24 protein-coding genes are annotated in these 22,271 nt (G+C 66.4%); 20 read left to right on the forward strand and 4 right to left on the reverse strand.

What is annotated here, in order from left to right:
* Nucleotides 1–3: 3 nt before the first annotated feature.
* Nucleotides 4–786 carry a cytochrome c gene (locus AB0L63_RS23760; protein ID WP_364504792.1) on the reverse strand — a complete coding sequence of 261 codons (783 nt, stop codon included), beginning with the start codon at nt 784–786 and terminating at the stop codon, nt 4–6.
* A 169-nt stretch (nt 787–955) separates the two neighbouring features.
* Nucleotides 956–1,567 (reverse strand): heme-copper oxidase subunit III, encoded by a 612-nt coding sequence (locus tag AB0L63_RS23765; RefSeq protein ID WP_364504717.1) that lies wholly within the window; start codon nt 1,565–1,567, stop codon nt 956–958.
* A 219-nt stretch (nt 1,568–1,786) separates the two neighbouring features.
* Here AB0L63_RS23765 and AB0L63_RS23770 point away from each other — a divergent pair, with 219 nt between their 5' ends.
* The 3 genes from AB0L63_RS23770 to AB0L63_RS23780 all read left to right on the forward strand — a co-directional run bounded on the left by AB0L63_RS23770 (nt 1,787) and on the right by AB0L63_RS23780 (nt 3,762).
* Nucleotides 1,787–2,206, forward strand: coding sequence for a hypothetical protein (locus AB0L63_RS23770; protein ID WP_364504719.1), 420 nt, complete (start codon nt 1,787–1,789; stop codon nt 2,204–2,206).
* A 70-nt stretch (nt 2,207–2,276) separates the two neighbouring features.
* Nucleotides 2,277–3,332: an anthranilate phosphoribosyltransferase gene (gene trpD / locus AB0L63_RS23775; protein ID WP_364504721.1), complete on the forward strand. Its 1,056-nt coding sequence runs from the start codon at nt 2,277–2,279 to the stop codon at nt 3,330–3,332.
* Between the two features lie 139 nt (nt 3,333–3,471).
* Nucleotides 3,472–3,762 (forward strand): hypothetical protein, encoded by a 291-nt coding sequence (locus tag AB0L63_RS23780; RefSeq protein WP_364504723.1) that lies wholly within the window; start codon nt 3,472–3,474, stop codon nt 3,760–3,762.
* Between the two features lie 5 nt (nt 3,763–3,767).
* On the opposite strand, the gene AB0L63_RS23785 is transcribed toward AB0L63_RS23780, so the two are convergent.
* Nucleotides 3,768–4,043: an Lrp/AsnC ligand binding domain-containing protein gene (locus AB0L63_RS23785; protein ID WP_364504725.1), complete on the reverse strand. Its 276-nt coding sequence runs from the start codon at nt 4,041–4,043 to the stop codon at nt 3,768–3,770.
* 5 nt (nt 4,044–4,048) lie between these two features.
* Nucleotides 4,049–5,758 (reverse strand): DEDD exonuclease domain-containing protein, encoded by a 1,710-nt coding sequence (locus AB0L63_RS23790; RefSeq protein WP_364504794.1) that lies wholly within the window; start codon nt 5,756–5,758, stop codon nt 4,049–4,051.
* 662 nt (nt 5,759–6,420) lie between these two features.
* Between AB0L63_RS23790 and AB0L63_RS23795 the strand changes: the two genes are divergently transcribed.
* The 17 genes from AB0L63_RS23795 to AB0L63_RS23875 all read left to right on the forward strand — a co-directional run bounded on the left by AB0L63_RS23795 (nt 6,421) and on the right by AB0L63_RS23875 (nt 22,267).
* A complete protein-coding gene (locus AB0L63_RS23795) occupies nt 6,421–6,993 on the forward strand; it encodes a C40 family peptidase (protein WP_364504727.1) in 573 nt (190 codons plus the stop codon).
* A gap of 249 nt (nt 6,994–7,242) precedes the next feature.
* Nucleotides 7,243–8,268 carry an NlpC/P60 family protein gene (locus AB0L63_RS23800; protein ID WP_364504729.1) on the forward strand — a complete coding sequence of 342 codons (1,026 nt, stop codon included), beginning with the start codon at nt 7,243–7,245 and terminating at the stop codon, nt 8,266–8,268.
* A 6-nt stretch (nt 8,269–8,274) separates the two neighbouring features.
* Complete coding sequence (locus AB0L63_RS23805; protein ID WP_364504731.1) at nt 8,275–9,273, forward strand: hypothetical protein; 999 nt, start codon at nt 8,275–8,277, stop codon at nt 9,271–9,273.
* A gap of 364 nt (nt 9,274–9,637) precedes the next feature.
* Complete coding sequence (locus AB0L63_RS23810; protein WP_364504733.1) at nt 9,638–10,765, forward strand: glycosyltransferase family 4 protein; 1,128 nt, start codon at nt 9,638–9,640, stop codon at nt 10,763–10,765.
* A gap of 282 nt (nt 10,766–11,047) precedes the next feature.
* On the forward strand, nt 11,048–11,437 hold the full coding sequence (locus AB0L63_RS23815; protein ID WP_364504735.1) for a polyketide cyclase / dehydrase and lipid transport: 390 nt from the start codon (nt 11,048–11,050) through the stop codon (nt 11,435–11,437).
* A 46-nt stretch (nt 11,438–11,483) separates the two neighbouring features.
* Nucleotides 11,484–11,921, forward strand: coding sequence for an SRPBCC family protein (locus AB0L63_RS23820; RefSeq protein WP_364504737.1), 438 nt, complete (start codon nt 11,484–11,486; stop codon nt 11,919–11,921).
* Nucleotides 11,921–13,213: an ArsA family ATPase gene (locus AB0L63_RS23825; RefSeq protein WP_364504796.1), complete on the forward strand. Its 1,293-nt coding sequence runs from the start codon at nt 11,921–11,923 to the stop codon at nt 13,211–13,213. The genes AB0L63_RS23820 and AB0L63_RS23825 overlap by 1 nt, the downstream gene beginning before the upstream one ends.
* Nucleotides 13,210–13,674: a hypothetical protein gene (locus AB0L63_RS23830; RefSeq protein WP_364504739.1), complete on the forward strand. Its 465-nt coding sequence runs from the start codon at nt 13,210–13,212 to the stop codon at nt 13,672–13,674. The genes AB0L63_RS23825 and AB0L63_RS23830 overlap by 4 nt, the downstream gene beginning before the upstream one ends.
* Nucleotides 13,671–14,684 (forward strand): ROK family protein, encoded by a 1,014-nt coding sequence (locus tag AB0L63_RS23835; RefSeq protein WP_364504741.1) that lies wholly within the window; start codon nt 13,671–13,673, stop codon nt 14,682–14,684. The genes AB0L63_RS23830 and AB0L63_RS23835 overlap by 4 nt, the downstream gene beginning before the upstream one ends.
* Before the next feature lie 159 nt (nt 14,685–14,843).
* Entirely contained in the window at nt 14,844–15,569 is a 726-nt protein-coding gene (locus AB0L63_RS23840; protein WP_364504743.1) for a lysophospholipid acyltransferase family protein, read from the forward strand.
* Between the two features lie 102 nt (nt 15,570–15,671).
* The gene (locus AB0L63_RS23845) at nt 15,672–16,361 is read left to right on the forward strand and encodes a phosphoribosylanthranilate isomerase (protein WP_364504745.1); all 690 of its coding nucleotides are present in this window, start codon (nt 15,672–15,674) and stop codon (nt 16,359–16,361) included.
* A 199-nt stretch (nt 16,362–16,560) separates the two neighbouring features.
* On the forward strand, nt 16,561–17,448 hold the full coding sequence (locus AB0L63_RS23850; protein WP_364504747.1) for a hypothetical protein: 888 nt from the start codon (nt 16,561–16,563) through the stop codon (nt 17,446–17,448).
* Between the two features lie 225 nt (nt 17,449–17,673).
* On the forward strand, nt 17,674–19,296 hold the full coding sequence (locus tag AB0L63_RS23855) for a cytochrome bc complex cytochrome b subunit (RefSeq protein WP_364504749.1): 1,623 nt from the start codon (nt 17,674–17,676) through the stop codon (nt 19,294–19,296).
* Nucleotides 19,293–19,520: a hypothetical protein gene (locus AB0L63_RS23860; RefSeq protein ID WP_364504751.1), complete on the forward strand. Its 228-nt coding sequence runs from the start codon at nt 19,293–19,295 to the stop codon at nt 19,518–19,520. The genes AB0L63_RS23855 and AB0L63_RS23860 overlap by 4 nt, the downstream gene beginning before the upstream one ends.
* Before the next feature lie 132 nt (nt 19,521–19,652).
* A complete protein-coding gene (locus AB0L63_RS23865; protein ID WP_364504753.1) occupies nt 19,653–19,952 on the forward strand; it encodes a hypothetical protein in 300 nt (99 codons plus the stop codon).
* A gap of 52 nt (nt 19,953–20,004) precedes the next feature.
* Nucleotides 20,005–21,282 carry an FAD-binding oxidoreductase gene (locus AB0L63_RS23870; RefSeq protein ID WP_364504755.1) on the forward strand — a complete coding sequence of 426 codons (1,278 nt, stop codon included), beginning with the start codon at nt 20,005–20,007 and terminating at the stop codon, nt 21,280–21,282.
* A gap of 148 nt (nt 21,283–21,430) precedes the next feature.
* Nucleotides 21,431–22,267, forward strand: coding sequence for an SDR family NAD(P)-dependent oxidoreductase (locus AB0L63_RS23875; protein WP_364504757.1), 837 nt, complete (start codon nt 21,431–21,433; stop codon nt 22,265–22,267).
* Nucleotides 22,268–22,271: the final 4 nt, after the last annotated feature.

A 22,271-nucleotide genomic window follows, 5' to 3' on the forward strand; every position in this document is an offset into this window, starting at 1 on the left:
CGCTCATGAACGTGATCCGATCCACATCGCGGCGCCGACGACGAGCGTGATGCCGACCACCCACATGGCCAGACCCTCGGTCGCGGGACCGAACCCACCGAGATCCCAGCCGCCGGGGCTCTTCTCCTCGGTGGCGTTCTTGACGTAGGCGACGATGTCGCGCTTCTCTTCCGGGCTCAGCTGCCGATCGGAGAACTTCGGCATGTTCTGCGGGCCGGTCAGCATCGCATCGTAGATCTGCTGCTCGCTCGCTGGCTCCAGCGGCGGTGCGAACTTACCGGAGGACAGTGCGCCGCCGCGGCCGGTGAAGTTGTGGCACGACGCGCAGTTCATCCGGAACAGCTCCGAACCGCGGGCGACATCCGGACCGCGCAGCGATTCCTGGGCGATCTCGCCATTGGCGTCGCGGACCACGCTCGGGCCGCCGCCATTGGCCGCGACGTACGCGCCGAGCGCGTCGATCTGGTGCGCGTCGAACTTCGGTGGCTTGCGCTGGGCCTGGGCCTCGTTGCGCGCCATCGGCATACGACCGGAGGAGACCTGGAAGTAGACGGCCGCCTCGCCGACGCCGATCAGGCTCGGACCGCGGTCGGGCACGCCCTGCAGGTTGGCGCCGTGGCAGGTGATACAGGAGGTCTCGTAGAGCTGCTTGCCGTCGCGGATCAGCGCGGACTGGTCCTCGTTCGCGGTCGCGATCTGCGGGTCCGGCGTGATCGCGGTGGCGAGGAATCCGGCTCCGACGAGGCCCACCAGCAGCGCGAGCCCACCCGCGATGCGACGCCGCATGCGGCGCTGCCTGCGCGTCTTGCTGGCCTGGCCGGCCGCGACGTCGTGGCGGCTGATCGCCGCGCTGGGGCTCGCGGGCTCTGGCGCTGACGGGGGAGATGAACTCATCTGTGTCCCTTTGGAGTAGACGGAACCGACTTGTGCAAAAGATTTGGGGTACTGGCCCGGCTCAGCGGACGAAGTAGATCGTGGCGAACAGCCCGATCCAGACGATGTCGACGAAGTGCCAGTAGTACGAGACGACGATCGCGGCGGTGGCCTGTGCCGGGGTGAACTTACTGACCTTGGTGCGGACCAGCAGGAATACGAAGGCGATCAGACCGGCGATGACGTGCAGACCATGGAAGCCGGTGGTGATGTAGAACACCGAGCCGTAGGCGCTGCTCGAGATCGAGGTGCCTTCCTTGACCAGGGTGCTGTATTCGTAGCCCTGACCGGCCACGAACATCGCACCCATGATCAGGGTGATGACGTACCAGCGGCGCAGGCCGAATACATCGCCCTTCTCCGCCGCGAACACACCCATCTGGCAGGTGAAGGACGAGGCGACCAGCACGGTGGTGACCGGCACGGCAAGCTTCAGGTTCAGCTCGGTCGGTTCCGGCGGCCAGTTGCCGTGGGCCTGGGCGCGCGCGACGAAGTACATCGCGAAGAGCCCGGCAAAGAACATCAGCTCGCTAGACAGCCAGATGATGGTACCGACGCTCACCATGTTGGGCCGGTTCAGCGAATGCACACGCTGAGTAATGGCCGATCCTGGGGTCCCTACTGCGGTCGTCACGGGGGTAAGTATGACTCGTCGTAGTACGACACAAGTACCCGGGTGCGAAACTTGTCCTCCCGTGTCGGAAAACGCACGGACAGACAGTCTCTGAACCAAGGTGTCGGCGGGTTGATCACGAGCGTGCGCGGCTGTGGCGCGGCAGATGCGACGATCGGTGTGACTCCCTTCCGAGCATGTCAGGCGTAGGTAAGGAAAAGCTGAGATCAGGAGGCGGATGTGACGCGGTGGTGGCGACGGCTGTTCGGCGGGCACGAACCCGAACCGCTCGATCCGACCCGTTCCGATCTAGCAGTCGTAGCGGAGTGCTTCGATGACTCCGAAGCGTGTTCGACAACACTCGCGCGCGCCTCGGCTCTCGACGCGGACGAGCTCGCACTGCTGCGCCATCACTTGCGTATTCCGCCCGATCGGATCGATGAGGTGTGTGCGATAGCAGCCCAGGACGGCTACGCCGCGGCCCCGCGCACCGCGGGGCCACACGAACTGGAATCACTGATCCTGCAACGGGTTCAATTGCTCGACGCGCTGCACTGTTCACAGGAACGGTCCAGGATGGTCGGTCTCGCCCAACGCCACGACGGCGTCGCGGACGGCTGGGATGCCCTGCAACCCGGTTCCGCGACCGCGCCGCGGTAATAACGTCTCGACCACTACGCTCTATCGCGACAGACTGGTGCGCGAACCAGTGGTGACAGGAGAAGTGGACATGCGCAGCTGGCCCCAAGTACTCGGGACCCTTGCCGATGGTGGCGATCTGGCAGCGGAGGACACGACCTGGGTGATCAACGAGATCTTCACCGACAATGCGACGCAGGCACAGATCGCCGCCTTCGGTGTCGCAATGAAGATCAAGGGCCCGACTCCTGCGGAACTGTCCGGCATGGCCGCCGGCATGCTCGGCCACGCTCGCCTGGTCCACGTCGACGGCGATGCGGTGGACATTGTCGGGACCGGAGGTGACCGTTCCGGTTCGGTGAATATCTCGACGATGTCCTCGATCGTGGTGGCCTCGGCCGGTGTGCCCGTGGTCAAGCACGGCAATCGCGCGGCCTCCTCGAGGAGCGGTGGCGCCGATGTGCTGGAGGCATTGGGCGTGAAGCTGGCCCTCGGTCCCGACGCCGTCGCTCGCTGCGTGCGCGAGGTCGGCATCGGCTTCTGCTTCGCGCCGCTGTTCCATCCTGCGCTGCGCTTCGCCGGTCCGGCCCGCAAGGAAATCGGCATACCCACCGTTTTCAATGTCCTCGGCCCGCTCACCAACCCCGCGCAACCGCGAGCCGGGCTGGTCGGCTGCGCGTTCCCCGAACTGTTGCCGGTCATCGCCGGGGTGTTCGCTGCGCGTGGCGCGAGCGCGCTCGTGGTGCGCGGCAATGACGGCCTGGACGAGATCACCACCTCCGATACCACCGACGCATGGGTGGTATCGGACGGAAAACTGCGGCAAACCACCATCGATCCGACCCGCATCGGCATCGCGCGCGTCGATCTGGACGCGTTGCGCGGCGGCGACGCCGAAGTCAACGCAGGTATCGCGCGCAGCGTATTCGCGGGTACCGCTGGCCCGGTGCGCGATGCGGTGCTGCTCAACTCCGCCGCCGCCATCGTCGCCTACGACCTGTCCCGAGGTGTCGGCGATCCGAATGCCGATATCCACGAGGCCATCGCCGCGGGCATCGATCGCGCCGTCGAAGCCATCGACACCGGCAAATCCGCCGCCCTGCTCGAGCGCTGGACCAAACTCACCAACACCCTCGGCGGCAACTGACTCCCGCGGCGCGATTCGTGCGCCGCGCCGTCGGCAAACCTCTTGTGGTGGTACAGGTTACAGTGGCGGCGGCCATCCGGCGTTGCCCCGTTTCGCGTCGGGTGTACGCCGCCCGGCTCGACTGCTGAGGAGCACATTGATGAAGCGGGGCGTTTACGCGGCACTAGGCGTATTGGCGATCGCGGCGGCGGTCGTCGGCGGACCCGCCGCACACGCGGCGCAGGGCACCCTGGTCGTCAACGGCACCGTCTACCGCGGACCGTCCGGCTGCCTGCGAATCGGCGGCAGCGCCGCCCCCTTGGCCATCGAGAACCACACCGACGCCACCGTCACCGTCTTCGCTATGGCCGGCTGCAAGGGAGAAGCCGGTGCCGCACTCCCCTCCGGCGCCTCGCGCACCTTCTCCGGCTCTTCCATCCTCGTTTCCTGAGCGGCTCATTCGCCGAGGGAGAACCCCGCTTCGACGTCGGCGCGAGAGTAGGACTTGAAGGCGATATGGGTGGTGGTGCGGGCGACACCGGGGGTCTTGTCGATCCGGCCGGTCACCACCTCGGCAATCTGCTCATGGTCGCGCACCCGCACGACCGCGATCAGGTCGACATCGCCCGCACAGGAGTAGACCTCGGTGACGCCCTCGGTGTCGGCGACCGCCTGTGCGGTCTCGGGAATGCGGGCGTTCTCGGCCTGGATCATCACGATCGCGGTAATCATGCCTGTCAGCCTAGGCGGTCGCTGCGGGCGTACCCCGAGAGTTCGGCGTCCTGCGGGTGGAGTCGGGCCCGCGCGGCCGCATCGGCGAGATCGGCCCACCCGGCCCAGCGTCCGGCACCGCGGATCGGTTCGCCGTATCCCGCACTCGTGCGCACAATCCGCACCCCCGACCGCCCCAGCCATCGCACCACCAGACCGACCTCTTCCGGCGATGCACCGCGCAACGGCGGCAGCGGATCCGGCAGTACCGTCTCCGATGTCGCGACGATGCGTTCGATCACCGGCATGGGCGGCACACCGCGCGCCGACGTACCCGCCCCCGCCAACCGCCCGTAGCGGATCACCGCGTACTCCCAACCGCCCGCGCCATCCGGATACGCCGCGATCAGTTCGGCGATCCGCGCCACCGCGGCCAGTCGTTGGGTGCGGTGCAGTGCCCGCAACACCGCGACGGTCCGGTCGCGCAATCGGGCGGCGGCCTCGAAATGTTCTGCGTGCGAATGAGTTTCGATGGCATCGAGCATCGCCCGCAGCGGCGCGTCGGAGTGTCCCGCGAACAGCGCCCGAACGGCCGCCGCGGCGGGTTCGTATTCCTCTCTATATATAGGAATGTCGCCGACGGCCGCCGGGCATCCGCCGACCACCGCGGGCGGACAATCGTGGCGACCGTCGCGCGGCAGTCGCGTGGTGCAGGTGCGCAGACCGCTGTGCTCCGCGATGGTCAGCGCGATATCGTTCGCGTCGATTCGAGAAGGGAAGGGCCCCAACGCATCCGCGGTCGGCGTGCGCGCGATCGCGAATCGGGGAAACGGTTCGTCGGTCAGCGTTATCCACCAACCGCGCTTGGGGAATTTCGAGCGCCGGTTATAGGGCGGGGTATGCGCGACGATCAGTCGCAACTCGCGCACCCCGGCCTCCAGGCCGTGCGCGCACACCACGTGGTCGACCCGAACGGCAAGGGAGACCATCTCTTTCATCCGGCCGCGGGTCTCGGATCCGGTGAAGTAATTGCGCACGCGGCGGCGCAGATTCACGGCCGTCCCTATATAGAGGACTTCGTCGGAGGGACCGCGGAAGAGATAGACGCCGGGACTCGCCGGCAGATCGTTGGCGAGAACCCGTTTGGCGCGTTGGCGCGATGTGACATTCGGCAGATAGTCGAGCAGTTCGGTCAGGCTGTGCACGCCCAGATTGCCGACCCGTCCGATGAGGGCGTGCAGCACGTCCACGGTGGCCCTGGCATCGTCGAGGGCGCGGTGGTTCGGCTGGGTGGTCGCACCGAGCAGCGGCGCGAGCACACCGAGCCGGACCGAGGGAGCTTCGTCGCGGGCAAGTACGCGCCGCGCCAGCTTCACCGTGCACACCACTGGCCCGCTCGGCCACGGCGTATCCAGGCGAGCCGCCGCGGCGCGCAGGAAGGCCATATCGAACCGGGCATTGTGCGCGACCAGCACAGCACCCTTGGCGAACTCGAGAAAACCCGGCAGCACCGCCTCGATCCGGGGTGCCTCGTAAACCATCGCGGTGGTAATGCCGGCGATCCGGACGATCGCGGGCGGGATGGCCCGTCCCGGATTCACCAGGGTCGCGAACTCCCCCAGCACCTCGCCGCCGCGCACCTTCACCGCGCCGATCTCGGTGATCGCATCGCTTTCGGGGCTGGTGCCCGTGGTCTCCAGGTCGACGACCACGAAGGTGGTGTCGTAGAGCGGCATCTCGAGCTCGTCGAAGGCCAACTGCACTGCGGCTTGGCGCGGTGTCGGATCGGGCACGGCGTGCAGCGTAGGGCCTGGGTCCGACAGGAACCGCCGGAAAACCCACTTGGGAATTCACCAGAGAAATGTCCGAATTACACCGTGAGGATTTCGCTCCCCTTCCCACAAAATGATCTAGAAAATCAAACAGTGATGCGCGTCACATTATTTATGAAATTGCATCAATCTGGCGGACGCACCCCGGCGTCCGGAGTCGAGGTCGTCAACACACCACCCGCACCCCGAGGAAGCAGACCAGTCGGTTCGATCCACCTGGCGACCAAGAGCAAGTACACCTTCACGACCTGGGCAAATGCCGCAGAACTCAGCGCCTGAGACGCATCGAGGCCGGAGACCATCCAGCTCGGCAACGGTGTCGACATCCGCGGATAAATACGCCCCGTTATCGTTTCGTGATTGATGTGACATAAATCGCATACACTCATCGGAGAATGTGTTGAGCGTCGCCTTTTCGGATGTCCCCCGCTTTACAAATCACCGTGATCTGTTCGTAATCTTTTCGAGACCTCACGGAGTCCGACGCACCACCCGACGGTGCTTCGACACGAAGTCCGTCACACCACCGGGTGCGGCGTCGTGGGGCAGATTGGAAGTACCGCATCATGGCGACCAACACCGTCAAGCGACATGCCAAGCGTGCCATCACGGCTGGAGCCGTCGGAGCTGCCACGCTCGGCGTCTTCCTCCTACCCGCCGCGCCCGCCTCGGCCCAGCCGATCACCATTCCCGGCGTCGGCACCTTCGACGTCCCGAACGAGATCCCGATCCCGCAGGGTACCCCGGGCGTCGAGGCGCCCGGACCGGCGCAGCGGCCGTTCCTGGCCCCCAAGAAGACCGTCGGCGATATCGCGCTCGACGCCGCGATGAGCAAGCTCGGCGCACCGTACGTCTACGGCGCCGCCGGCCCGAACGCCTTCGACTGCTCGGGCTTGGTCAAATGGTCCTACCGGCAGGCCGGCCTGGAGCTGCCGCGCACCAGCGGTGAGCAGCTGAACGCTGGTACCCCGGTCTCGCTCGACAACCTGCAGCCGGGCGATCTGGTGTCGTTCTACGGCGGTGGCCACTCCGGCCTGTACGCCGGTGACGGCAACGTCATCCACGCCTCTACCTCCGGCACCCCGGTGAAGCTCGCGCCGATCTCCTCCATGCCGGTCGCCGGCGCTCGCCGCTTCTGAGCAGCCCTTTCGATCACCCCGCCCGGCCGTACGGAACGGCCGGGCGTCGGGATGGCTCAAGTGATCATTTTGTGGCCCACTGGACACAGACCTACGCCGTTCCGTAACCTAATCGAGATCTTCCCAGGGGTTGCGAAGTTCGCCGCAGAAGTTCCGCAGCTTACGGAGGCGACAAGATCGCTTCACGAGAGAAACGGGGCCTGGCGCGCTGTGACAGCACATCATCGGAGACATCGCACGAAACGTCTGGTGGGAGGGGCATTAGCGGCCGGAGTACTGACCGCCGCCCTCTGCAGTGGCAGTCCAGCCGGCGCCGATCCGGCCGCCATTCCGACCACGGCCAGTGAGGCCGTGCAGCGGATGATCGACTTGTCGCGCGAATCCGAGCAGCTCAATCAGCAGGCGCTCGGTGCACAGGCCGATCTCGACACCAAACTCGCCGCCCTGCACGATGCCGACGCCAAACTCGCGGCGGTAACGCAGACCGCCGATGCGGCGCGTGAGGAAGTCCGCAAGTTCCAGCCGATCATCGATCGCACCGTGGTCGCCGCCTATCAGGGCGCGCGCACGAACCGGCTCTCCGCCGTCCTGCTCAGCGACTCACCGCAGCGTCTGCTCGACCAGATGTCCACCATCGACATGATCTCGGCCAAGAACTCGGAGCAACTCACTCTCTACAAGCAAGCGACCGCCGTCGCGACCGAGGCGGAAAAGGCCGCACGCGCCGCCGCCGATACCGCACGCGCAGCCTCCGATAAGGCCGACCGGGTGCGCGCGGATCTCGAACGCAAGCGGGCCACCCTGTCCGGGTCCATCGCGCAGGTGGTCGAGGCGTGGGGGCAGTTGTCCACCAAGGACAAATCGGCATTGGCCGGATCGCCCTTCCCACCCGGTTTCGATATCGACACCCTGCTGCGCGGACTGGTTCCCGGCAGCGGCACCAGCGCATTGGCCGCCGGACTCACCCGCATCGGCGACCCCTATGTCTGGGGCGCGACCGGACCGCACCAGTTCGACTGCTCCGGCCTGGTGCAATGGGCTTTCAAACAGGTCGGCAAGGATGTGCCGCGAACAAGTTCGCAGCAGGCCACCTACGGCACGCCGGTGGATCAGAAGGATCTGCAACCCGGCGATGTCGTGTTCTTCTACTCCGATATCTCCCATGTCGGTATCTATGCCGGCAATGGATTGATGGTGCACGCCTCCACATTCGGGGTTCCGGTAGCCGTTGCGCCGATGGGGTCGACGCCCTATCACTCAGCACGGCGATACTGATCAGCTATGAGTAGCATTCGGCGGGCCCGCGCCTGGTTGTTCGTGCGGCGCCGCTTCCAGTTCGTCGCCACCGTCGCGATGGTGACCGTACTGACTGGCACCTGCGGTGCACTGCTGATGGTGCCGAATTCGGTACTGCCGAAACTGCATGCGGCCGAGCCGACTTCGATCGGCAGCTTGCGCGCCGCCGAGGACGATCCGCGCCTCGCCGCGGTGCGGCGGACGCTGGAACCCTTCGGACAGCTCGTCACAGAGCGGGTGCCGACCGGGAACGGCCAGGAGTCCCTGGTTGTCGGTCATCCGGCCCAGCAGGCCGAAATCGACACGCTCGCGGGCGAACTTGGCACCGCGATCACGGCCGTCACCGAAGTATGGGGTCCGGGCTGGGCCCAGTCCGCGACGGTGGTCGTCGCGTCGAATCCGTCGGAGTTCGCCGCGCTGGTGCGCTCGGATGCGAGCATGCCCGCCGATGTCGCCGCGGCCTCGGTCGCCGATCCGTTCGTGCCGGGCACTCAGCCAACCGGCCAGCGCGTCATCTTCAGTTCCGATGCTGGACGTCGCCTCGACGCCGACGGTCTGCGCACTCTGTTGCGCCATGAACTCACCCATATCGGCACCCGAGCCCAGACCGTCGACGGAGCACCGCAGTGGATGGTCGAGGGTTTCGCCGAATTCGTGGCACACCTCGGCACCGGACATCATTTCGCTGATATCGCGCCAACGGTCGCCACCCGCATCCGCGCCGGAGAGGTCCCGCGTGCTCTCCCGTCGGCCACCGATTTCGCGGGCAGCGGTGCCGTCGTCGCGTATGAGCAAGCCTGGTCGGCTTGCGCGTTCGTCGCCGAGAAGTTCGACCAGCCGCGGCTGGTCGAGCTCTACCGCCGGATCGCCGCGGGCAAACAGGACCCCGCGAGCGAGGACAGCATCATGCGCGATGTCCTCGGCACCGGCCGAGATGATCTGGTCGCCGACTGGCGCGCTTGGTTGTCGGCCCGAGCCACCTGAGCCGAGCATCGCTGCCCTCCGTCCCCGGCGAAGCGAGCCGGACCCGACCGAGGAGTTCACGGCCTTATCCATCTTGCGGCCGACCGACCGCAGTGCGTGAAGCGTCAAGTTCCACTACTAACCCAACCTGCACGGAGCGAGATGCTTACGAGGGACCCGTTCGCGGCCAGTCTCGCGTCCGCGCCGCAGGCGCGGCCATCGAACACAGCCGAGTCGTCGAAGCGCATGCGCCGCAGCCGCGAGTCTCGACGGCGCCGCTAGCGACTGCTTGCAGGTCGCTCGAAAGGGGCAGTCGCGAGACAGCAGGGGGCCGCGAACACGCCGCGCCGCAGGCGCGGCACATCAAGCACAGTAGTTTGTTCGCATGGCTCGAACTCTGCTGGTTACCAATGATTTCCCGCCGCGGCCGGGTGGTATCCAGTCGTATCTGGAGGCGTTGGCCGGTGAGCTGCCGCCCGATGATCTGGTCGTTTATGCGCCGCGGTGGCGTGGCGACAGTCATCTGAAATTCGATGCCAAGCAGAAGTTCCAGGTGGTGCGCCACCCGACCACGCTGATGCTGCCCACCCCGCTGGTTTTGCGGCGGGCGGCGCGCCTGCTGCGCAGCGAGAACTGCGACACGGTGTGGTTCGGTGCGGCGGCGCCGCTGGCACTGCTGTCGCCGATGCTACGGCGCGCGGGCGCCACCCGGATTCTGGCCAGCACCCATGGCCACGAGGTCGGCTGGTCCATGCTGCCGGGTTCGCGGCAGGCACTGCGCGTGATCGGCGAAAACACCGATGCCGTCACCTATGTCAGCCGCTATACGCGCGGCCGGTTCGCCTCGGCATTCGGGCCGAATGCCGCGCTCGAATATCTGCCGCCCGGGGTCGATACCGAGGTGTTCCGGCCGGATCCGGCCGCACGCACGGAATTGCGCGACCGCTACGGCCTCGGCGATCGCCCGACCATTCTGTGCCTGTCGCGGCTGGTTCCGCGCAAGGGACAGGACGCGTTGATCGTCGCCATGCTCGAGATTCGCGCGCGGATTCCCGGTGCGGTGCTTGTGGTCGCGGGCGGTGGCCCGTACGAGGACAAGTTGCACGGGCTCGCAGCGGCCCTCGGTCTCACCGATGACGTGGTCTTCACCGGCCGGGTCCCGTCCAGCGAACTGGCGGCCCACCACACCCTGGCCGACGTGTTCGCCATGCCGAGCCGCACCCGCGGGGCCGGACTCGATGTCGAAGGTCTCGGCATCGTGTACCTGGAGGCATCGGCGTCCGGAGTGCCGGTGGTCGCCGGTCGTTCGGGCGGTGCGCCGGAAACCGTGCTCGAGGGCAAGACCGGCCGCGTCGTCGACGGACGCAAGACCACCGAGATCGCCGACGCCATTGTCGACATCCTGTCCGATCGCGATGCCGCCGCCGAGATGGGCGCGGCGGGACGCGCGTGGGCCGAGGAGCAGTGGCGCTGGGACAGCCTGGGCGCTCGGCTACGTCAGCTGCTGCAATAAGGCGACGGCGGCTCACAGTTCGGGGGTGTGATCTACTACGCTCGGGCTGTGAGTGAGCGCCAGCGAATGAACAAACGGCACAGCGCGCCATGGCGCACGGCGGAGCCGAGCGTCAGCGAGGCGCGGCCGTGAGCGAGCGAAGCGAGCGAACCATGTGCCAGCGCGCTCTGCGCACGGCGGAGCCGAGCGTCAGCGAGGCGCAGCCGTGAGCGAGCGAAGCGAGCGAACCATGTGCCAGCGCGCTCTGCGCACGGCGGAGCCGAGCGTCAGCGAGGCGCAGCCGTGAGCAGTATTCAGGTCGCTGATCAGACGTTCGTCGCCGCCCCCGGGGCCGCGGTCGCCGAGATCCTGGTCGGGGAGAGCAATTGGCGCCGCTGGTGGCCCGATCTGACCCTCGGTGTCCGGGAAGACCGGGCCGACAAGGGTATTCGCTGGTCGGTCACCGGTGCGCTGACCGGAACCATGGAAGTATGGCTGGAGCCCGCACTGGACGGGGTGATCCTGCACTACTTCCTGCACGCCGATCCGCAGGCGCCGACCCGGGATCTCGCCGCTGCCAATCGGGCGCGGCGGGTCGCGGGCAAGAATATGTCGTTCGAGATCAAGGCCAGGCTGGAGGCGGGCCGCGCGGCCGGTGTCGCACCGGCACACGCCGCCCCGACCGCCCGCTGACGCACACGAGCGTAGGCACAGCAGCTGAAAGGAATCGTTGTCCGCCATGGCCGACAGGACCCAGAGGTCGATCATCATCGACGCACCATCGCAGCGGGTGATGTCCGTCATCGCCGATCTGGAGTCCTACCCGGAGTGGGTCTCGGCGGCGAAAACCGTTGAGGTGCTGGAGAAGAGCGCCGGCGGCCGAGCCAGGACCGCGCGCTTCGTCCTGGACGCCGGAGTCGTCAAGGACACCTACGTGCTGTCCTACACCTGGCGGCCCGACGATAAATCGGTCAGCTGGACGCTGATCAGCGGCGAACTGCAGAAGGCGCAGGACGGCACCTACGAACTCATCGACCGGCCCGACGGCACCACCGAGGTGACCTATGAGCTGACCGTCGACCTGAATATCCCGATGATCGGCATGTTCAAGCGCAAGGCCGAGAAGGTGATCACCGATACCGCGCTCAAAGAACTGAAGAAACGGGTCGAAGGCTGATCGCGCACAAGCCCGCGGCGGCCGGGACTCGGGTCGAACTATTCATCGGCAAAGGCGGGGTCGGCAAAACGACAGTGGCCTGCGCTACCGCCATGGCTTATGCCCGGACAGGGCAGCGGGTGCTGGTGGCCTCGCTGGATCAGGCGCATTCGCTCGGCGACGCGCTCGGCTTCCGTTTTCCGCACGATCCCGGCACCGTGCCCGGGATCGCGAGCGTGCAGACCGGACTCGATGTGATCGAGGTCGATTCTCTTGCGCTGCTGGAGGATCGGTTCCGCGAGGTGGTGCGGGTGCTCGCGACCGGAACCGACCACGATCACGGTATCGATCCGACCGCACTGGATCCGGCGGAGCTGACCGGACTGCCCGGCGTGCAGGAACTGCTGATGCTGGTGGAGATCACCCAGTTCGCCGCCGAGGACGACTGGGATGTGATCGTGGTGGATTGCCCGCCCTCGGCGGATATGTTGCGCATCATCTCCGCACCGGAAACCCTGCTCGGATATGTGGAGCGGATGTGGCCGCCGCACGTGCGAGCGATGAGTGCGGTCGGCACCGATCTGCGGCGCGCGGTGCTGGCCAGCACGGTGGAGCGGATCGTCGAGGCGGTGACCGAAGTGCGCGATCTGCTCGCCGATCACGGCCGCACCGGTGCGCGGCTGGTCACCGTCGCCGAACAGGTCGCCATCGCTGAATCGGAGCGGGTGCGGTCGGCGGCGGCGCTGCTCGGTCTGCGGTTGGACGCGGTGGTGGTGAACAAGGTGCTGCCCGCCGTGCCCCCGCCGACCGCACTCGAGGTGGCCTCCCATCCCGCGGTGCAGTGGTATCTGAATCGCCGCGCCGAACAATTGGATGTGGTGAACCGGCTGCAACGGGGTATGAACGGGACACGGGTGCTGATCGCGCAGCACACCGGGCCCGAACCGGTCGGACTCACGTCGCTGTCCGCGCTGTCGGATGCGATGGACCCGGATGCGCGGTTGAATGCCGAGTCCACGCCGAGCGACAATCCCGTGGAGGTTCGCACAGGTTCCGGCGAGCCGGTGGTTCGATTGGAATCAGGCACCGGTCTGCATTCGGTGTACGCATTGCGGATGCACGTGCCCGTCGCCGATCCGGCGACGCTGCGACTGGGACGAGTGGAGGACGATTTGATCGTGGGAGCGGACGGGGTCCGACGCCGGGTGCGCTTGGCGCCGGTATTGCGGCGGTGCACGGTCGACGGCGCCGAACTCGATGATGGCTATCTGATCGTGCGTTTCCACCCGGACCCGGAAGTGTGGCCGGTATGACCGAATCGAACGGCCGCCCCGGCGCCGCCGAGCCCGGTGACGGTCTCGGTGAACTCGCCGCGGAATTGCGGCTGCTGGCCGAGGCGGTGCTCGAACGGGTCGAACCCGTGCTGCGCCGCGCCGCCGACGGACAACCGGACTGGTCGAGTTGCAGTTGGTGCCCGCTCTGCGCGGCCGCGGCACTGGTGCGCGGTGAGCATCACGATGTGCTCGCGGCGGTGGCCGATCACGGGACGGCTTTCGTCACGGTGTTGCGCGAGGCGCTGGCCGGGGTGCCGGTCGATCCTGTGATGCCCGAAGACGGTGTCCCGCATGATCATTCGGTCGCCGCCGAATCGCGAGACGATGCACCCAACACGGAATCCACACCCGCCGAGGCGGATACCCGCACCCTGCGGTCGACCCCGGTCGGGCGCAAGCGATCCCGCTATGTCGGCATTCCCGTGACGATCAAGGCATGACGGCGCGCGTAGCGGATGCGCGACCGCTGACCGTCGGTATCGACGTCGGCGGCACCAATATTCGCGCATCGGTGGTCGACGGCGACGGCGAGGTGCTCGACACCGTGGTGGCGCCGACACCGCATTCGGCGCGGGCGCTGGAGAATGCGCTGGACCGCGCGGTCCGGGAACTGTGCCGCCGACATCCGATCGGCGCGGTCGGCCTCGCGGTGGCGGGATTCATCAACGCAGATCGCTCGACGGTGCGCTTCGCACCGCACCTACCCTGGCAGGACGCCCCGGTCGCGGAGCGGCTCACCGAACGCCTCGAACTGCCGGTGATCCTCGAGCACGACGCCAATGCCGCCATGTGGGCCGAGTACCGATTCGGTGCCGCGGCTGGCGGGCACAATTCGGTGCTCGTCGCGATCGGAACCGGCATCGGCGCGGCTCTGCTCATCGACGGCGAACTGTATCGGGGCACACACGGTGTAGCGCCGGAGCTGGGCCATCTGCAGGTGGTGCCGCAGGGCCGGTCCTGTCCGTGCGGCAAGCGCGGCTGCTGGGAAAGGTATTGCAGCGGAACGGCTCTGGTCGATACCGCGATCGAAATGCTGGCCACCGATCCGGTGCATTCGACGGTGCTTGCGCGCGAGGTGCTGCGTGATCCCGGTTCGCTGACCGGACGCCGGGTGGCCGGGGCCGCCCAGGACGGCGACCCGTTGGCCGTGGCGGTCATGGCCGATTTCGCCCGCTGGCTCGGGCTCGGGCTGGCCTTCGTCAGCGATATCTTCGATCCCGGGCTGATCGTGATCGCCGGTGGCGTAAGCAGTTCGGCGCCGCTGTTCCTGGATGAGGCGCGCGAGGAATACGCGCGGGGGATCACCGGTGCCGGGCATCGGCCGCTCGCCCGGATTCGGACCACACAGCTCGGTGAGGCGGCCGGGATGATCGGCGCGGCGGAGCTCGCCAGGGCCACCCTCGCCGAGACCGGCCGCGGCCGTTCCTGGGTGGCTCGTTCCACCCACTGAGTTCACCCCGTCGCTCGCGCCGCGGGCGGTCGGTTATCAGTACTCGAGAACATGTGGTGAGATACACCGCTCCGCTTGGATGTGATCTGTACCCAGCGGTAAAGTCGGCAACTGACGGTTGTATCCGTAAACGATCCCGGCCGCGGGGGTTAGGACGCCATGCTCTACTGGATGCTGAAGTACCTGTTCCCAGGACCGTTCATGCACCTCTACAACCGTCCGACGGTCGAAGGCGTGGAGCACATCCCCGCCAACGGACCGGCCATCGTGGCCGGGAACCACCTGTCCTTCTCGGACTGGTTGTTCGCGCCCCTGATGAGCCCGCGTCGCATCAGTTATCTCGCCAAAGCCGAGTACTTCAACACCCCCGGCTTCAAGGGACGGCTGCAGAAGTTCTTCTTCACCGCCACCGGCCAGTACCCGATCGACCGCAGCGGCGCCGACGCGGCCGAGGACGCGCTCAATGCCGCACGCAAACTGCTCGACAAGGGGCACCTCGTCGGCCTTTACCCGGAGGGCACCCGCTCCCCCGACGGTCGCCTTTACAAGGGGAAGACCGGCCTGGCTCGCCTCGCGCTCGAGACCGGCGTTCCCGTCATCCCGGTCGCTGTCATCGGCACCTTCGAGGTCTGCCCGCCCGGCCCGTTCCGCTGGCGCCGCCACAAGGTCACCGTCAAATTCGGCGCCCCCATCGACTTCTCCCGCTACGAAGGCATGGGCGGCAACCGCTTCGTCGAACGCGCCGTCACCGATGAGGTCATGTACGAACTCATGCAACTCGGCGGCCAAGAGTATGTCGACGTGTATGCCGCCAGCCTGAAGAAGGGCGTCCCCAGCGACTCCGCCCCCGAAGCCCCCCGCATCCCGGAAACAGCCGCCAGCTAGGCCTCCCAACCTCCACGAGCCCGGTGCCAACCGCACCGGGCTCGTTTGGTTTCCCGCGATTCCATAGCCCGGCCCGCAGCACCGCACGGATATCGTCGAGTCGTGACGGTGCGCGCAAAGATTTGCGGGATCAGGTCCGAAGACGATCTGCGGATCGCGGTTGCCGCCGGCGCCGACGCCATCGGATTCATCTCCGGGATCACCCATTTCAGCGAAGATGCCCTCGACGCCGAGCACGCGGCTGCGCTGTCGCGGCTCGCTCCGCCTTTCGTCACCCGGGTCCTGGTCACCCACCTGGAGGACGCGGCCACTATCGTGGATCTGGCCGACCGAGTCGGCGTGGATGCAATCCAGGTCCACGGGCTCGTCACCATCGACACCGTCCGTGAAGTCCTAAGGACCGCGGGTGGCCGGAAGGTCATCAAGGCGGTGCATGTCACCGGACCGGAGGCCGTCGAGACCGCACGTCAGGCCGCCGCGGACTGCGATGCGGTACTTCTCGATTCGCGCACCGCGGACCGGTTGGGCGGTACCGGACGCGCCCACGACTGGTCGGTCAGTGCGGCCGTCGTGACAGCGCTTCACGAACTGGGCTGCCCGGTCATCCTCGCCGGTGGTCTCGGTTCGGACAATGTCGCCGATGCCATCGCACGGGTACGTCCGTTCGCGGTGGATGTCAATAGTGGAGTCGAAACAGCCAGCGGGGATAAACATCCCGACGCGTGTGCAGCGTTCGTGGCAGCGGCGCATCGGACGCCCAGGTCGTTCGCACCTCGAGTCCCGGCGCCATGAGCACCAGTGCTCCGCGCGCATGGCGACCTGAGCCGGCCGAGCCGCCGGCCCGTGGCATCTCGTGGGTGGGCGATCTCGCCCAACATCCGGGTGCGGGTCGCGTCGGCGAGGCACAATCACAGGGTACGTGTTCCGGGTGCGGCAACTGCGGGGTTCTTGGTGAAAGCTGGTGCACCGCGAGATGGGCGAGGGGGTCACGGTGTCGGAGGTAGCGCCGGATCTGTTGTTGTCTCTCACGGTGGCGGCGGCACAGCAGCTGGGGTATTCGTGCCGGGTGGCGGCGGCCGACGACGTGGTGTTGTCCGGGCCCGCGGGGGATGTGATGGTCGGGCTGACGAATTTGCGGCGGATGGCCGCAGATGAACCGCCGGATCAGTGGCCGGCATTGGTGGCGGATTATCTGAGTACCGGGCTGGTCGATCTGGAGCTCGACAGCGATCCGCTCGATACCGGTGACTTCGCGATGGTGCAGGGGCTCATCAGGACTCGGCTCTATTCCGAACACGGCGGCGCGCCGGATGTGGTGCGTCGCCAGGTCGCACCGGGCCTGATCCAACGAGTGCTGATCGATCAGGTGCACACCATGGCTCCGGTCACCTACGCGATGGCGCGGCAGTGGCCGATCGACGAATACGACCTGTTCGCCCTCGCTGAGCAGAACACCCGCGGTGATGGTCCGCTGGACGTGCTCACCCATCGGATCGATGTGCCCAATCGGATCGATATGCCCAGCGCCGACGGTGTCGAAATCACCACGCTGTGCGGTATCTCCGACTACATCACCGCGCACGCGTGCTGGCTCGACGAGTATCCGGTGATCGGACCGGCCGGCGCGGTATTCGTGGTGCCGTCCCAGCGCCATATCTACGCGCATCCGGTGGCGGATCTCGAAGTCGTCCAGGCGACCACGCTACTGGCCCAGGTCGCGATGCTCGATTACACGCAGCGCCCGTGGCCGGTCAGCCAGGATGTCTACTGGTGGCACAGTGGCACCATCGAGCTGGCCGCCGCCACCCAGCACACCGGCGACTCGCTCCGGATCTACCCATCGGACGACTTCCTCACCGCATTGAACGAACTCCCCTAACCCTGACGAGATCTCCGTCACATCGCCGTGTCATCACGGCTCGAGTTCAGGGCATTCGCCCGATTGCCCCGCAGTCCGGCAAGTACCTCTCGCATCCAGGCCGTCACGTTTCGGACCGCTCGCGCGTCTTATGCGTAGCCGGCTTCCGATCGAGAAGGAGATGACAATGCCTGTGCTGTTCATTTGTTACGAGGTGGGACTGCTCGGCTCCGACGGGATCGGGCGATGAGTTCGAAGGCGGCACACCATGCAAACGCCGCGGACGAGCGGTACCGCGCCGCGGCCTTCGTGAAACGTTCGATCAATAAGGTCTTTCCGACACACTGGACCTTCCTGCTCGGCGAAATCGCCTTGTACAGCTTCATCATCCTGCTGATCTCGGGCATCTACCTGACGCTGTTCTTCGATCCATCGATGACCGAAGTGGTCTACGACGGTGCGTATCAACCGCTGCGCGGTATGCACATGTCGGCGGCCTATGCCAGCTCCCTCGATATTTCGTTCGAGGTGCGCGGCGGTCTGTTCGTCCGGCAGGTACATCATTGGGCCGCACTGATGTTCCTGGCCGCGATCATCGTGCATTGCCTGCGGATCTTCTTCACCGGCGCGTTCCGCAAACCGCGCGAGGCGAATTGGGTGATCGGCTCGACGCTGTTGATCCTGGCCATGTTCGAGGGCTACTTCGGCTACAGCTTGCCCGATGATCTGCTGTCGGGCACCGGTCTGCGGTCACCGCTCGGCGGCATCACGATGAGCATCCCGATCGTCGGAACCTGGATCCACTTTGCCCTTTTCGGCGGCGAATTTCCGGGCGAGGTACTGATTCCGCGTCTGTTCATCACGCATGTGTTGCTATTCCCCGGCATCATGCTCGCGCTGATCGCCGCGCATATCGCGCTGGTCTGGTATCAGAAACACACGCAATTCCCCGGACCGGGTCGGACCGAGCGCAATGTCATCGGTGCGCGTATCGTGCCGGTCTTCGCTGCGGACCAGGGTGCGTTCTTCATGTTCACCCTCGCCACGGTGGCGATCATGGGCGGTGTCTTCCAGATCAATCCGATCTGGAATCTCGGGCCCTACAACCCGGCGCAGGTGTCGGCGGGTTCGCAGCCGGACTTCTACATGATGTGGACCGACGGCCTGGCCCGGCTCATGCCGCCGTGGGAGATATACCTCGGCAACTACACCATTCCGGCGGCATTCTGGGTGGCCATGGTGATGGGTATTGTCCTGGTGATCCTGCCCGCCTACCCGTGGATCGAGAAGCGGCTCACCAAGGATTACGCGGCGCACAATCTCTTGCAGCGGCCGCGAGATGTGCCGGTGCGCACCGGAATCGGCGCGATGGCGATCACCTTCTACGTGGTGCTGACGCTCAGTTGCGTCAACGACATCATCGCGTTGAAGTTCGACATCTCGCTCAATGCCACCACCTGGATGGGCCGCATCGGTCTGTTGATCGCGCCGCCGATCGCGTACTTCATCACCTATCGGTTCTGCCTGGGTCTGCAGCGCAGTGACCGGGCGGTGCTGGAGCACGGCATCGAAACCGGCATAATCAAGCGACTGCCGCACGGTGAGTACATCGAGGTGCACCAGTCGCTCGGACCGGTCGACGAGGACGGCCATCCGGTGCCGCTGGCCTACCAGGGCGCGGCGATCCCGAAGAAGATGAACAAACTCGGTTCGGCGGGCAAACCGGGCACTGGCAGCTTCCTGCGACCCGATACCATTGCGGAATCCGAGCGACACTTCGAGATCGAGCATGCCGAGGAGCGCAAACAGCTCGCCGTGCTGCAGAGGTACCAGGACCGAGTCTCCGACGGCGAAAGGCACACCCCATGATGTGGCCGACGCGCTCGCATGAGCCGGCTACCGAGGACTACGGCCTGCTCGTCGCGGCCGCGACGGTGGCCACCGAAACCACCGCCCGCACGGTCCGCGACCTGCTGCGTGACAACGGGATCCGCGCCACCATCGGCCCGGCCCGTCCGACCCGCCACCGGGTATTGGTCTTCCCGGAAGACGCGGCCCGCGCATTCGAAATCCTCTGTGACAACACCCGCTGAGTAGACGACCAGCAGGCCCCGAACCGCCCCCGGTTCGGGCCTTCGGCCATTCGACATCCCGGTCGGCCCCGGAATGATCACCGAAGTGCCACGCTGTTGAGCAGACAGTTCCGAGCGGTACGGGAGCGAATCATGAGTTTTCAGAAGATTCCGGCCGGGACCCGAGGATCCCGACTGCCCGCACCCAATCCGGTGGACACCCTCACGAATTGCGCCTGGATGCCGTTGGAGCCCAAGGAGACGGTCGACGGCCGCCGCTACCGCAAGATCTCCTACGGTCCGCCGTCTACTCGACGGCACCGTCGGCTGGACAGCTTCCACCATTTCGGTGCGATGCTGATCGATGGCAAGTCAACGGAACTGACAGTCGATCTGTGCGATGCGACCGGATCCGTCCTGTTCGGCCAGCGGCTCACGCCGCCGGTCCGGTAACCGACAAGATCGAACGAGCATCGGAGCCCGCGCTGTGGTTAGCTTTCGATCCATGAGCACGCCGCACACTTTCGCCGCCGAAGAATATCTACCTCGTGACACCGCGGATGTCGTTCGTACGGTGCGGAATTCACGCGGCCGCGCGAAGAACCTCACGGTGCGTGGCGGCGAACCGATCGACGATGGTCTGTCGTTACCCGATCCGCGCACGGTGGTCTCGCTGCGCAAGATGAATGCGGTGCTCGATATCAATCTCGGCAGGCGCACCGTGCGCGTGCAGGCGGGCGCCAAACTCTCCGATATCGATCGTCGCCTCGGCGCGCACGGGCTCGGTCTGCCGATCATCGGCGACCACCGCGATATCACCGCGGGCGGTTTCGCATCGGTCGGCGGTGTCAGCACGGCATCGCACAAGTACGGCATGTTCATCGATCAGATCGTGGACTTGGAGTACGTCGATCCGGACGGACGCATCGGCACCTGCGGCCGCAACCACCACACCGAGCGCTTCCACCGGATCCTCGGCGCGGGCGGGCGCGCGGGCATCATCACCGCGCTCACCCTCGATGTGCGGGATATCGATAAGGACCACACCTGGCTCACCACCGACGCCGACCGCTTCCTGGACTTCGACTCCTTCGTCGAACACGCCTACGCCGAAATCGCCCGGCCGGGCAATGCCGCACTGCAGGTTGGTCGTTGGGTCGATACCGCGCCGCTGAAGGTGTCGCGTCCGGTCGGCACCGGCCATGTGCAGTTGGGCACCGTGCGATTCGGTCAGTGGTCGAGCCTGTACCCCACCACGCCCACCCGCTCGCTGCGTGCGCGCCGTGAGGTCGGCACCAAGACCAGGAAGTCACTGGGCGCCATCGCCTCTGCCGCGGGCGGCCGGGCGGGCGCACCGGTGCGCAATGCCGCGGCGGGCGCACTCATGTTCGCCCCGAAGGTGCTGACATTGCGCGATGCGGAGTATCTGGCCGATACGGTCATCAGCTCCTCCGAGCGCGGACCCGCGTACCGGGTCGCGATCTTCGCGCCGCTGTCGACCTACACCTCGGTTTTCTACCGACTGCACGATTTGTTCGCTGGGCACCGGGAGCGCACCGGATGCTTCACCGTCATCTCCGCGATGACCTACGGCGTGCGCTCGAAGTATCTGCGCGAGGAGGCGCAAGCGCGCGGACTCGCGGTCGAGGACCACGGGCTGATCACCTTCACCTGCCGTTTGCGGCCCTCGGCGCTGCCCTCAGAACTGTTGCGCGACATCGTTACCGGAATCGATGAGATCTGCGCATCCGAACACGCCCTGCGGTACGACTCCGCGGATTAGACTATTTCGCGCCGCAAGTAGTCGCCAACACATAGCTTCACCGCCCATCCGGCGGTTCGGCTATGTGTTGGCGGCCGCGGTCGACTTCGGCACTGTCGGCGGGGTGTCGATGCGTTGGTTCAGCCCATCGACGGTGAAGGTTGCTCTGATGCTCGAGTTCCGCACTGCCCCACCCCATTTGCCGGATCGTAAACGTCAGCGGCCCGAATCCATCGAGGGATTACACGTTCTCGTGACGGATGCGTGTTCCGAGATCGGTCGCGCCACCGCCACGCTGCTCGCCGAGCAGGGCGCGCAGTTATTGTTGGTCGCCCGGCGCGGGGATCAACTCGTCGCCACCTGCAATCAGATCGCCGCCGCGGGTGGTACGGCGAACTGGTTCCGCTGCGATATCTCCGCACTCGGTGATGTCGATCAGCTGGTCGAGTGGGTGCTCAGCGATTTCGGCCGCGTCGACGTACTGATCAACAATGCGGGCCGTCCGCTGCGCCGACCCGTCTCCCAATCGCTGGACCGCTTTCGCGACTACCAGCGCATGATGGCAACCAACTACTTCGGTCCGCTGCGCCTGACGCTCGGCCTGCTGCCCGCCATGCTGGAATCCGGCTCCGGCCAGGTGATCAATGTGGGCCCGTGGAGTCTGAAGACAGGCGCCACAGCGAATTTCGCCTCCTATGCCAGCTCCCAGGCCGCCTGGACCACGTTCGGTCAATGCGCGGACGCCGAACTAGCACCGCGCGGCATCCAGGTGACCGCCGTCCAATATCCGGCCGTCCAACCGGATACCGGGACCATCGCGCACTACGTCACCGAACCCGCGCTGGAACCGACCGAGGCCGCCCGCCTGATCGAAACGGCCATCCGCACCCGCCCGGCCCGGCTCGAGCCCCGCTTCGCGCGCACCCTGCGCGGACTGGCCGGTGTCGCACCGCGCTCCACCAACCGCATCCTCTCCCGCCTCGCCCGGGTAGACATGTCCGTGTGAACCT

The organism is Nocardia sp. NPDC051990 (assembly GCF_040680755.1).
Classification (GTDB): domain Bacteria; phylum Actinomycetota; class Actinomycetes; order Mycobacteriales; family Mycobacteriaceae; genus Nocardia.

Coding starts and splice junctions, on each gene's coding strand:
- AB0L63_RS23760 (WP_364504792.1), bottom strand. CDS start 786: ATGCGGCGTCGCATCGCGGGTGGGCTCGCGCTGCTGGTGGGCCTCGTC.
- AB0L63_RS23870 (WP_364504755.1), top strand. CDS start 20,005: ATGAGCACGCCGCACACTTTCGCCGCCGAAGAATATCTACCTCGTGAC.
- AB0L63_RS23805 (WP_364504731.1), top strand. CDS start 8,275: ATGAGTAGCATTCGGCGGGCCCGCGCCTGGTTGTTCGTGCGGCGCCGC.
- AB0L63_RS23820 (WP_364504737.1), top strand. CDS start 11,484: ATGGCCGACAGGACCCAGAGGTCGATCATCATCGACGCACCATCGCAG.
- AB0L63_RS23785 (WP_364504725.1), bottom strand. CDS start 4,043: ATGATTACCGCGATCGTGATGATCCAGGCCGAGAACGCCCGCATTCCC.
- AB0L63_RS23795 (WP_364504727.1), top strand. CDS start 6,421: ATGGCGACCAACACCGTCAAGCGACATGCCAAGCGTGCCATCACGGCT.
- AB0L63_RS23860 (WP_364504751.1), top strand. CDS start 19,293: ATGATGTGGCCGACGCGCTCGCATGAGCCGGCTACCGAGGACTACGGC.
- AB0L63_RS23875 (WP_364504757.1), top strand. CDS start 21,431: ATGCTCGAGTTCCGCACTGCCCCACCCCATTTGCCGGATCGTAAACGT.
- AB0L63_RS23835 (WP_364504741.1), top strand. CDS start 13,671: ATGACGGCGCGCGTAGCGGATGCGCGACCGCTGACCGTCGGTATCGAC.
- trpD (WP_364504721.1), top strand. CDS start 2,277: ATGCGCAGCTGGCCCCAAGTACTCGGGACCCTTGCCGATGGTGGCGAT.
- AB0L63_RS23865 (WP_364504753.1), top strand. CDS start 19,653: ATGAGTTTTCAGAAGATTCCGGCCGGGACCCGAGGATCCCGACTGCCC.
- AB0L63_RS23790 (WP_364504794.1), bottom strand. CDS start 5,758: ATGCCGCTCTACGACACCACCTTCGTGGTCGTCGACCTGGAGACCACG.
- AB0L63_RS23830 (WP_364504739.1), top strand. CDS start 13,210: ATGACCGAATCGAACGGCCGCCCCGGCGCCGCCGAGCCCGGTGACGGT.
- AB0L63_RS23840 (WP_364504743.1), top strand. CDS start 14,844: ATGCTCTACTGGATGCTGAAGTACCTGTTCCCAGGACCGTTCATGCAC.
- AB0L63_RS23780 (WP_364504723.1), top strand. CDS start 3,472: ATGAAGCGGGGCGTTTACGCGGCACTAGGCGTATTGGCGATCGCGGCG.
- AB0L63_RS23855 (WP_364504749.1), top strand. CDS start 17,674: ATGAGTTCGAAGGCGGCACACCATGCAAACGCCGCGGACGAGCGGTAC.
- AB0L63_RS23810 (WP_364504733.1), top strand. CDS start 9,638: ATGGCTCGAACTCTGCTGGTTACCAATGATTTCCCGCCGCGGCCGGGT.